Annotated in this window: 10 protein-coding genes; 5 read left to right on the top strand and 5 right to left on the bottom strand. The window is 38.0% G+C overall.

The features are described 5' to 3' along the window. The first annotated feature begins 1 nt into the window (after nucleotide 1). The 4 genes from creC to HUV91_RS11960 all read left to right on the top strand — a co-directional run bounded on the left by creC (nucleotide 2) and on the right by HUV91_RS11960 (nucleotide 3,721). Nucleotides 2-1,483 (top strand): two-component system sensor histidine kinase CreC, encoded by a 1,482-nt coding sequence (gene creC / locus HUV91_RS11945; RefSeq protein ID WP_174493493.1) that lies wholly within the window; start codon nucleotides 2-4, stop codon nucleotides 1,481-1,483. A gap of 115 nt (nucleotides 1,484-1,598) precedes the next feature. Beyond that, a complete protein-coding gene (gene creD, locus HUV91_RS11950) occupies nucleotides 1,599-3,026 on the top strand; it encodes a cell envelope integrity protein CreD (RefSeq protein WP_174493494.1) in 1,428 nt (475 codons plus the stop codon). Between the two features lie 59 nt (nucleotides 3,027-3,085). Further along, a complete protein-coding gene (locus HUV91_RS11955) occupies nucleotides 3,086-3,301 on the top strand; it encodes a hypothetical protein (protein WP_227554759.1) in 216 nt (71 codons plus the stop codon). A 66-nt stretch (nucleotides 3,302-3,367) separates the two neighbouring features. Next, nucleotides 3,368-3,721, top strand: coding sequence for a RidA family protein (locus tag HUV91_RS11960; protein ID WP_174493495.1), 354 nt, complete (start codon nucleotides 3,368-3,370; stop codon nucleotides 3,719-3,721). A 58-nt stretch (nucleotides 3,722-3,779) separates the two neighbouring features. Here HUV91_RS11960 and HUV91_RS11965 read toward each other — a convergent pair whose 3' ends face one another. Beyond that, nucleotides 3,780-4,313, bottom strand: a complete 534-nt coding sequence (locus tag HUV91_RS11965) for a DUF2726 domain-containing protein (RefSeq protein WP_174493496.1) — start codon at nucleotides 4,311-4,313, stop codon at nucleotides 3,780-3,782. A 361-nt stretch (nucleotides 4,314-4,674) separates the two neighbouring features. Further along, entirely contained in the window at nucleotides 4,675-7,086 is a 2,412-nt protein-coding gene (locus HUV91_RS11970) for a YgiQ family radical SAM protein (protein ID WP_174493497.1), read from the bottom strand. Nucleotides 7,087-7,432: 346 nt separating this feature from the next. On the opposite strand from HUV91_RS11970, the gene HUV91_RS11975 reads away from it, so the two are divergent. Next, nucleotides 7,433-8,452, top strand: a complete 1,020-nt coding sequence (locus HUV91_RS11975) for an alpha/beta hydrolase (protein WP_217431198.1) — start codon at nucleotides 7,433-7,435, stop codon at nucleotides 8,450-8,452. On the opposite strand, the gene HUV91_RS11980 is transcribed toward HUV91_RS11975, so the two are convergent. The 3 genes from HUV91_RS11980 to HUV91_RS11990 form a co-directional block, all read right to left on the bottom strand. Continuing rightward, a complete protein-coding gene (locus HUV91_RS11980; protein WP_174493498.1) occupies nucleotides 8,449-9,666 on the bottom strand; it encodes an MFS transporter in 1,218 nt (405 codons plus the stop codon). The genes HUV91_RS11975 and HUV91_RS11980 overlap by 4 nt on opposite strands. A 92-nt stretch (nucleotides 9,667-9,758) precedes the next feature. Further along, a complete protein-coding gene (locus tag HUV91_RS11985) occupies nucleotides 9,759-11,006 on the bottom strand; it encodes an esterase-like activity of phytase family protein (protein WP_174493499.1) in 1,248 nt (415 codons plus the stop codon). Nucleotides 11,007-11,699: 693 nt separating this feature from the next. Beyond that, the gene (locus HUV91_RS11990; RefSeq protein ID WP_174493500.1) at nucleotides 11,700-12,017 is read right to left on the bottom strand and encodes an ankyrin repeat domain-containing protein; all 318 of its coding nucleotides are present in this window, start codon (nucleotides 12,015-12,017) and stop codon (nucleotides 11,700-11,702) included. Between the last annotated feature and the right edge of the window lie 119 nt (nucleotides 12,018-12,136).

The raw sequence follows: 12,136 nt of genomic DNA on the forward strand, positions 1-12,136 counted from the left end.
CATGTCCATTTTCATTCGTATTTGGTTTTTCTTTGGTTTGATCATTTTGCTCGGACTGTGGTTTATGTCCTATACATTTAACCAACAAGTCAAACCCAATGTACGCCAAGTGGTTGAAGATACACTTGCAGAAAATGCCAATATTATCGCGATGTTAGTCGCTGAAGATGTATATGAGCATAAAGTCAGTACGGCACAATTTGATCAAAAAATCCAACAAGCCCTGAACCGCAAACTCAATGCCACCATTTGGCAGCACAACAAAAAAGAGATTAACCAACAGATTTATATCACTGACGCAAAAGGCATTGTGATCTATGATTCTCAAGGCATCGCCACAGGGCAAGATTATTCCCAATGGAATGATATCTATCTGACGTTACAAGGGAAATACGGCGTACGCTCAACCCGCAATTATGATATGAAAGGCAATGATCTTGGCAGCAGTAATAGCACCATGTTTATTGCTGCACCGATTTATTATCAGGTCAAGCAACAGCAGCAACTGATTGGCGTGGTCAGTATCGGTAAGCCAAATCGTTCTGTTCAACCTTATATTCAACGTTCTGAAAATCAGCTTTTCCGTCAAGCAGCATGGATTACGCTGCTGAGCTTATTTCTCGCCAGTTTGGTCGGTTATTGGCTCAAACACAGTATTGACCGTGTGCGTAAATATGCCCAAGCCCTTGCCCCTGTCAATCAAGCACCACATTTTCGTTCTGCACAAGAGTTAAATCTTGTGTCACAAGCGATTGAAACGATGAGAGAAAAACTTGAAGATCGTGCCTATGTCGAGCACTATGTCAACACACTCACGCATGAACTAAAAAGTCCATTAACCGCCATCCAAGCAAGTGCCGAATTACTTAAAGAAGATCTGCCTTTACAGCATCAACAGCAATTTGCCACTCATATCCATGAACAAAGTCAACGTCTAAAAATTTTGATTGATCGAATGCTCTTACTGACACGTTTAGAAAAATCTAAACATCAAATCGAACGCCAAACTTTTAATTTATCCGCGTTGATTCAACAGGTTTTGCAGCAATATACCAGTCAGATGCAGCATAAAAAAATTCAATGTTTACTTGAGATTGAAAATGAATGCATGATCCAAGCAGATCGTTTTTGGTTACAACAAACCATTGCCAATGTCTTGGATAATGCTTTGGACTTCGTACCGCATTCAGCCAAAATTTTGCTTCAGCTACATCACAAAAAAAACCATCAGGGTATTGAATTTAAAATATTTAATGAAGGAGAATGGATTCCTGACTACGCCCTATCGCAAGTCTTTAATACTTATTTTTCTTTGCCTCGTCCGCTTTCACAACAACGGAGTTCAGGTATCGGGCTCAGTATCGTCAAACAAGTGATTGAACAACATCATGGGCAGATTTTCATTGAGAATATTCAGGAAAATCAAATCGCTGTGATTCAACCCCATCAACGGGGTGTCATGCTGAGTATTCAATTACCTTAAAATCATTGCACGAAAACTTCACCCAAACTTCATATAAAACTCAACAGCACATCAAATAAAATACATCAGCGTTTTACAGACTATTTCCTGACACTATAAGATTCAGGAAAAACTTATGCGTTCTAATTTTCTCACATTAAAGATCATTACGATGATGATTTTAATGGCAATTTTTTGGATAGGACTATTATTTATCAGTCACTTGGTCTCAGAACGTCAAAGCTATCAACAAGATTTTATTCGTGATATTTCAAGTACACAAATCAGCCCTCAAAGTATCATCGCGCCCTATGTTCGAGTTCCCTACAGTGAAGAAAAAGTCTGTGTTGATGAACAAAAAAAATCTTTCCCATGTACTGAAGAACACTTTAGCTACTTTGGCGCAGATCACACCCATTGGCTAGCCAACTTCAAAGTCACAGATGATACCTATAAACGAACGATTTATCGTGCTGTCAGTTATCAAGCAGACTTGTCAGCAAAAGGTCACTTTGCAAAACCTGAAATCACACATAAAAAATATCATTGGAAACGTGCACAGATCATTTTACCTGTCAAAGACCCTCGTGGTTTAGACCAACAACCCAGTATACAAATTTTCAATCAAAACTATCCATTTCAAATCAGTGATCAAGGCAATAGTGAATCAGGCTTTGATTTTATGCACATTTCGGTAGACAAATATCCTGAAATTCTCAAAGCTATTCAAAATGGATTTAACTTTAATCTACAGCTTAAGCTTACGGGTTTAAGTCAGTTTAACCTCATTCCAACCAGCCAACATGTCACTTACGATGCAAAAGGCAATTGGGCAGATACGAAATATGATGGACAAAGTTTACCTTATACCAAAATGAGTCAGACTGAACAATTCAGTGCACAATGGAAAAATATTGCTCTCGGGCAGCAAAATCTCAATAAAATCGCAAATTGTGAAAATAGCGAATGTATGCGTCAGCTCAGCAATGCTTATTTAACACATAACCATCATGATTCTCCTGATGAAGAGACCAACACTGTTGAAAAAATTGGGCTGTCTACTGAGTTTTTAGAGTCAGTCAATGTCTATACGCAAACGGATCGTGCCATCAAATACGGCATCGTGATTATTCTGATTACTTTTGGTTGCTTCTTTATCTTTGAAGTACTGAAAAGTCTACGTATTCACCCGATTCAATATGCATTGGTTGCAATGGCACAAGGTATTTTCTTTGTTCTACTCCTGTCCATGAGTGAATATTATGCTTTTACATGGGCTTACCTTGTTGCAGCAATTGCCTGTATCAGCCTCATGACATGGTACTTATTCTTTGTTATGCGTGGTGTTAAAGCTGCTGCCGTCTTTAGCCTCATTTTAAGTATGCTTTATGCCGTGATCTACCTGCTATTACAGTCAAATGGTAAAACTTTCCTCATTGGCTCAGTCATTTCTTTCATTGTCCTTGCAGCCATTATGTTTATCACCCGACATATCGATTGGTATCAAGTCAGCACAAAACCAAAATCAGAACTTAAACACGATACAGCAACAGCACACCACTAAAACAGTATGCAAATGGAGGTGTATAGCCTTCATTTTTAATAACCTTGATAGGTGAAAATATGAAAAATCAGATGTTTACGCTTGACAATATTCATGGGCTACCACAACTGTGCCCCACACATAGCTCTATTGCTTTTTGCTTAAATCAACTCAGACAAGCCCATATCGTATTTTTCAACTTAGGTAATATCATCATTTGTCCTGAACAAAAAATTATGATGATTTTTAAAGAAAAATATTTATCACATATGGAAAAAATTTACCTATTTCCCTAAAAACACATATTCATACGCAAGATCATCACGTAAAATTCAGCGATAAAAAAATAGATGAGTATTCGCATGACTGTACAACGTTTACACATTACTCCACGCTTTTCAGAAGTGGCAATTTCAGGAAATTTAGTACATTTGGCAGGTCAATTGGCAAGTGATTTAAGTTTAGACATCAAAGGTCAAACCCAACAAACTTTTGATATGATTGATCGTTTCCTCGCAGATGCAGGTACAGACAAAAGCCAGATCATGTCCGTAACGATCTATTTAAAAGATATAGAAAAAGATTATGCTGCGTTTAATGAAGTTTGGGATGCATGGGTTGCAGATATTGAAGCACTGCCACGTACCTGTGTAGAAGCACAATTATATGATCCCAAGGTTTTAGTTGAACTTACAGTAGTTGCTGTAAAAGCCTAATTTTAATACTACACTTTAATGACATAAAAAAGTGCATGGTGTATACATGCACTTTTTATTAGCCAAAGACACGAGGACGAGCTAAACGTTCTGCATATTCTTCTAAACCAGCTGCTGGTTGCGTGGTCAAAGTCTCATGACTCTGTGCACCGACTGCCATGAAGTCTTCACGTAATTGTTGATACTCTGGCACACCTTGATAACGAATCACACGATAACCCGCCATTTCAAGTAAAGTATCTTGGTTTTGTTCGGTATTCATCCATTTCATAACATTCGGATCATCTAATGTAATGACCGCAATGACTTTAAATTCATGATCTAACACAACGAAATCTGCAAACATTTTTTGATATTTACGGCGTGTATGTAAATATTTAGTGGTCAACAATGCATCAAAAGATACATGTGCTAAAATATTTGCAGAAGGTAAAATTTCTTGAATACGTGTATACGTCATTAATTCATGCGAATTAAAAACAGCACGCTGTCTTAAAGGACTATCTATTTTTTGCTTATTCTTCAATCCATTATAAGCAATAACACTTACAACAGCCAATATTGCAAGCGTTACAAGTAACAGTAAATCCATGAGTTAAATTCCTTATCTATTTTTATAATTTATCGGTTTTTATACCGCTTTTTATTTCACTTTTCTATCAATAAGTTAAAGGTATCATCTAAAGTATTAGATTTCATATTCACTTTAAAATTCACCTATTGGCTTATAGTTATCTTACTTTTGTTCAATTGATCAACAATTTTATGTTACAACGCTAAGATACGCTTTTCTTATGACAAAAAAATGACATTCCCATATTTCATTTATAGCGATAATCATCAGAAATTTCAACTTTTACCGATAAAAGATAGGTCATATTGTTTGACAATTTATGTAATATTAAAAAAGGATGCTTAAGCACCCTCTTTTAACCTAGCACATCTTCTAAAATTTAAGCTCTATTTTTTGGCTTAGACTTTCCTTTACCATTACCGCCAAACGGTTTTTTATCACCTGTTTCACGTGGTGGTAAACCTGTATGTTGTGTCAAGATCTGCCCACGTTCAGGACGTTTTTTCGTATTCGATGGACGTGACTGAGTTTGTCCCACTTTGCTTCGAATACCTTGTTCACCTGTGCGTTTTTGTGAGTCGCCCGCCACGCTTGAGTTTTTCTTACGTGCAGACTTGTACTCACCCTCAACACTTGCAGGCTGATAAGTCGGAATCAAATGTTGTTTTGAGTTACCAATCAAATCCTGACGACCCATTTCCTTCAATGCATCACGCAATAAAGGCCAGTTGTTTGGATCATGATAACGCAAGAATGCTTTATGCAGACGACGACGTTTCTCACCTTTCACAATGTCAACATCTTCAGTATAACGTGCCACTTTCGCAAGCGGGTTTTTACCTGTGTAGTACATGGTGGTCGCTGTTGCCATCGGTGATGGATAGAAGGTTTGTACCTGATCGGCACGGAAACCGTTCTTTTTCAACCAGATCGCCAGATTCATCATGTCATAATCAGTCGTACCTGGATGCGCAGCAATAAAGTACGGAATCAAATACTGCTCTTTACCCGCTTCCTTACTGAAACGGTCAAACATTTGTTTGAAACGGTCATACGTTCCGATCCCAGGTTTCATCATCTTCGACAATGGACCTTTTTCGGTATGTTCAGGCGCAATTTTTAAATAACCACCGACATGATGCTGTACAAGCTCTTTGACATATTCAGGGTTCAATACCGCTAAGTCATAGCGTAGTCCCGAACCAATCAAAATCTTTTTAATGCCCGGTAAAGCACGTGCTTTACGATACAACTGCGTTAATGGTGCATGATCCGTATGTAAGTTCTGACAGACACCCGGAAATACACATGAAGGCTTACGACAGTTTTTCTCAATTTCAGGATCTTTGCAAGCCAAGCGATACATATTCGCCGTTGGGCCACCTAAGTCTGAAATAATACCCGTAAAGCCCGGTGCTGTATCACGGATTTTTTCCACTTCACGTAAAATGGATTCTTCGGAACGGTTCTGGATAATACGCCCTTCGTGTTCTGTAATCGAACAGAAGGTACAACCACCAAAACAGCCGCGCATGATATTTACAGAGAATTTAATCATGTCGAATGCAGGGAAACGTGCCTCACCATAGGCAGGATGTGGCAGACGTGCGTATGGCAAGTCAAACACATAATCCATTTCTTCCGTGGTTAATGGAATTGGCGGTGCGTTTAACCAAACATCACGCTCACCATGCTTCTGAACCAGAGCACGTGCATTCCCCGGATTGGTTTCCAAATGCAAAATACGGTTGGCATGTGCATACAAAACAGGATCATTCGCCACCTCTTCAAAAGCAGGTAAACGAATGACTGCCAATTCACGGGGTGGCAATTTGTGTTTAATGGCTTTAGAGGCAGGTTGTAATTGAACAATCTGCGTATTTTCATCCAGGTTGTCACCTTCTCGGACAATTGGATTCGCCACAATTTCTTTCTGGAAATTTTGATACTGGGTTAAAGAGTTGCCCTTATCTTTTTCAATTTCACAGCCATCCAAATCTTCCGTCATCACATAAGGATTGATGATTGGATCTACACGACCAATCGCATCGACATCATTGGAGGCAATTTCTACAAACTGTGCTTTAGAGGCACGATTATTTTTATTGATAATAAATGCTGTACCGCGAACATCGGTGATTTCATGGATTTTTTGACCCTTAGCAAGGCGATGCATGACTTCTACGATTGAACGCTCACCGTTACCGTACATCAACAAATCTGCTTTTGAATCCATCAATACTGAACGGCGGACTTTGTCGGACCAGTAGTCATAATGTGCAATACGACGTAAAGAAGCTTCAATCCCACCTAACAACACTGGCACATCAGGAAAGGCTTCACGGCAACGCTGACAATACACAGTTGCAGCACGGTCTGGACGTTTGTTGGGTTGATTATCTGGAGAATAGGCATCATCTGAACGAATTTTACGATCTGCCGTATAACGGTTGATCATAGAATCCATATTACCTGCGGTCACACCCCATGCAATATTCGGCTTACCCAAGACTTTGAATGCTTCAGCCGAAGTCCAGTCGGGCTGTGCAATAATACCAACACGGAAACCTTGCGCTTCAAGCACACGACCAATAATGCCCGAAACAAAAGACGGATGATCAATATAAGCATCGCCACAGACTAAAATAAAGTCACAACTGTCCCAGCCGAGTAAATCCATTTCCTCACGTGACATCGGCAAAAATGGTGCAGGATCAAAACATGATGCCCAATATTTGTCGTAATCAAACAACGCCTTAGGCGCCGTCTGCATGGTATAAGCAGTAGACATGGCTAGCAATTCTCGGCTGGCAGAAGGAAGATCTGATATCAGATAAAATCTGATCAAAGATGAAAGCTGATCATTTTACCATGAATTTGATTCATGATGTTTGATTATAATTTACACAGAACAAATAAGTCGAAAAAGTCAGCAAGATTTAAGCTTTGTTGCAAAATTCCAACCTTTTCCGACAAATGACGGATTTAAAGAAATTTAAAATTTCCTTATAAATCATAAATAAAATATCAATACTTGCATTTTTGTTCATTTTATAACAAATAAATAATACTTTTTGCATATTTCTTCACGCGCGAATCAGACTAATCTATCTCAAAATAAAAATGAGAAATAGGTCATGTTTTTAAAACGTATCCTGCTGTCTTTTCTAATGTTTTTTCAAACCTTAGGTTGGTCAGCACCAATCAAAGAAAAATTTTATAAAAATCAACAAGCATGGAAAGATTTACAAACCCGTTTGCCTGAAGCTTATCAACTCGATAAAAACAATCAGCCACAAGAATATTTTTGGCAATGGCAAAAAACCAATGTTCATGTTGACTACTATCCACAACCCAATGCATCTGCAAAAGTGATCTTATTACATGGTGTTGGGACAAATGGACGACAGCTCAGTCTGATTTTAGGTCACCCCTTAGCACAGGCAGGCTATGAAACAATGGCATTGGATTTACCAGGTTATGGGCTTACACAATACCCATCAAAAAGTGCTATTCGTTATGATGATTGGGTGCAATTGGTCAGTGATTTTATTGATGCTGAAGCACAAAAAGATCAACGTCCAATTTTCCTGTATGGCTTATCTGCAGGCGGCATGCTCACTATGCATGTCGCAATGCAAAATAAACATGTCAAAGGGATCATTGGAATGACTTTTTTAGACCAACAACGTTTAGCGGTAAAAAAAGGAACGATGCGTTTTAGCTACTTAAGCCCTGTACTTTTACCAGGCATGAAAATTGGCGCAATAACGCCTGTAGTGAACAGTGTTCCTTTACCTATGTCCTTAGTGTCTAAAATGTATGCACTTACCAACGACCCACAAGCTTTAAAAATTATGCTCAATGACAATACTTCGGCAGGTAATGCCATGTCGATCAAGTTCTTAAACAGCTATATGAACTATAAACCTAAATATAATTTATCCAGTTTTACCCAATGCCCTGTGCTCCTAACACAACCTGCGGAAGACCATTGGACACCCTTACAACTGAGCCAACCTGTACTTGAACGTTTGTCTGTTCCACATCAAGTGGTGATGCTACCCAAAGGTGGGCACTATCCTGTAGAAGCTGAAGCATTGGAGCAACTGAAAAAAAGCAGTATTGAGTTTATTCAAAGTCACTTAAATCATTAATCACTTGTCGTAATTTTCTGCATTTGATATAACTTGTAAGCTATACATACGCCAAGTAATAAGATCACTGTGATGGTAAGGGTTAATCCAAACCATCCATATTTTTCCCAAACCAATCCATTGGCACTGCCTAAAAAACTAGAACCCAAATAGTAGAAAAATAAATACAGTGATGATCCTACTGCACGATATTTTAGAGACTGAACCGATACCCAACTGCTTGACGTTGAATGTGCGGCAAAAAATGAAAAAGTAAAAATCAACAAACCCAGCAAAACCACCCAAAGTGATGGAATCAACATGATCCACAAACCCAAGATCATGGTGCAAAACATCGCAATCAAGACTTTATCACGTCCAAATTTACGGCTCCAACTTGCAGCACGCGGCGAACTGTAAATTCCTGATAAATAAGCAATCGAGATCAGGCCAATCCATGTTTGAGACAACTCAAAAGGTTTTTCTAACAAGTGATAACTCATGTAATTAAAAACTGTAACAAAACAGCCCATGAGAATAAAACCTTCGATAAACAATAAGCGTAGTTTGCGATCTGCTAAGTTTTTTCGAAAAGACTCAGTAAAGCGCTTCAGTTGAATCGGATAAGCTTTAAAATGTTTCGAACTTGGCAAAGCAATATAAAAAACGAAAGCAATCAACAAATTTAACAAACCAATGATCAGCGTTGCCTTTTGCCATGAGATAAAGTCCAATAACACCCCAGCAATTAAACGCCCACCCATGCCACCGATAGCGGTGCCTGAGATATACAATCCCATCGCAAAACCCACATCTTTTTGTGCAATTTCCTCACCAATATAAGTCATCGCCACTGAGGCAACACCACTGACTGCTAAACCAATCATCATTCGAGTTATGAGAAAAATTTCCCAATACGGTAAAAATGAACTGATCAATAACAAACTTGCTGTGGAAAATAAAGCAATGACCATGATCTTCTTACGACCAAATCTGTCCGAAATAAGACCTGCAAATAACAAACCTAAAGCCAAAGCAATGGTCGAAAATGACAGTGGAAAACTACTATGTGTAGGGCTAATTTGAAAAAATTTAGCTAAAAAAGGCATCATCGGTTGTACACAATACAGCGATGAAAAGACAGCGAATCCTGCTAAGAATAGCGACAATAAAATGGCATAAAAAGGACGTGTGCCATATTCGATATAAACCGCAGACTCAACTGTGTCAGACATAATTACTCCTGATGTCGGTACAGTATACGCCTGTTTATCATGCAGATAAAAACAAAGCGCCTAATTTAGGCGCTCAGCTTGACGCATAGAACTTAATACAAATCTTTAGGCAATCGAATTTGAATCATCTCGTTATTGTCTGCTTTATTTGCATTACGTCCTGAAGAGCTCGGAAAATTATTGTCATTCAACACTGTAAGTGTATTTTTATTTTCAATAATCAGATCTTCTATGGTAAAGAATGGAAATGCAAAATTTACACCTGTGCCCACATCTCCTGTACGCGCCGTCCCATACAGTGCATTGGGATTGTGAATCTTCATCAAATCAACCAATTCATGACGCTGAATCGTTTGCCCTGATTGACCCAATTTCACATGAATAAGCTTCTTATAACCCTCTAATTTATTTTCAGAATCATCACGTTCAATTAGAATACCAGCGTCATTACTATATAGTTGGAAATCACCAATCGCAGTGGCTTTATCATGTAAATCAAACAAATAATATTTGCCTGTATATGCCTTTTGCCTAAGATCAAACTGAGAAATGATCAACTGACGTTGTGCTGAATTTTTAAGTGGCTTTTCTAATAATGGATACAGATATTGACCATCTTTAGACAGTGCCATGCCTTCAAAACCACCACTTTGCTGTACCAAGGGGGCAACATAATCAATATTCGCTTTATTCAATTGATTTTGTGGCGAACGTAATTCAGTTCCTGGTTGTAATGGATTTGGCAATGAAATCGGCGCATCTAATAACACACCGTCTTTGTCAAAATGCAGTAAATATGGACCAAACTCATCCCCAATCCAGTAACTACCATCTTCTGTTCTTTGAATAGATTCAGGATCAAAATCTGCACCTGTCAACAGACGCTCAGTGGTATTTTGATTGATAATATCAAAAGGAATCAATTTATTCGGATCACGTAACTGTATAAAACTCATCACTTGAACTTGAGCTGAACCCGTAGTTTTTGTTCTAAAATCAGGTTTAATTTGATAAATACGTAATAAGAAATCGGCTGAATTGTCTTGTGCACCAAAACCATTGTCTGCCATGACCATATACGTCCCATCAGTATTTTTTAAAGCACCTGAAAAACCTTGTACAGGCTGACCTTTAAAGGGTGGAAAAATACCATTCCCTCCTTTCACAGCCAAACCTGAGTTCGGGCCTGCGGCATAAGTTTCAACATCCAATTGTGCAAAAGACACTAACGTTGGCTCTTTTATATTGGAGTCAGCTATCACGTTGTGATCATCGTCATTACATGCTGTTAAAGTGAAAAGACCCGTAGTTAACAGTGCAATGTATAATTTCTTCATCATATGAATGGTCACTTATTTTCATCAATAAATGCTTTCATTTAAACCTATAGAAATGACCGTTTTAGGTAAATTTGATGACAAATTGAGGTCATTCTTTTCATTTTTCTAAGATAAAAAATCGTTCAAAAGCACTTCTTTTAATATCAATTGTGTTGTAATCCATTGCGTACAAAAACTGAGGTTTTTGACAGCTTTTCCTCATCCTATGTTTTGGATATTCTACATACATCAGGAAACAGGAAGTTTCCATATAACAAAAAGCCAATAGGGAATTTGGCAAAGCTCATCAGGGATAGATGACATTTGGGGATGAATAATAAAAAATACACGAATAAGTGAAAAAGAAATTTATAAGTAGAAACGACAATAAACAGATCATAGAAAAGCCCCGATCAAAAATCGGGGCTTTTTTCAATTACAAAAGATTGATTATGAAAACACTTAAAATCAAATCATGATATTGCCATCACCATGTAAGAAATCACCTACATCAATTACAGAAAATCTCCTCTAGTAAGATCATTCTAAATTATCTATTCTAGACACATAGGGAACAGGAAGTTTCCCAGACATAAAACAATAATCATCAGTCTGAGCATCAGGAACGTGAGATTCGACAGGAGTCAAATCTAACTCACCAATACAAAGAAACCCCGTCAGGATGATGGGGTTTCTTTTTTAGTTTTGAAATTTTTATGATTTTAAATTTTTTAAGTAGGTGACGATTTGCGTATTGTCAGCCATTTCAGCAAGTTCTAAAGCAGTATATTCAGCTTTATATGCCACATCTGCGCCATGTACTATCAATAATTTTACAACAGCTAAATGATCATTTTCAGCAGCAGCATGCAAAGCACTATAGCCTTCGTCATCTGTAGTATTTACATCAATCCCATCAGCAAGACATTTCTCAACTTGTTCTAGATCACCTAAAGATGACCAATAAACTAATGCTGGAAGATGCAGTTCTTCATCATCTTCAGGAATAGGTGAAAATGAATTTAATTTCATTAGAATAACTCGATGCTCAAGATCAATCTTTATATTATGTATTCATTCCATACAAAGCAATGTGCAACTTTTGTTGTGGCCTCAAAAAAAGACCTCCAATAAATGGAGGTCTTTAGTAT

Origin of the sequence: Acinetobacter sp. Marseille-Q1623 (genome assembly GCF_902809895.1) — a bacterium.
Lineage (GTDB): Bacteria > Pseudomonadota > Gammaproteobacteria > Pseudomonadales > Moraxellaceae > Acinetobacter > Acinetobacter piscicola_A.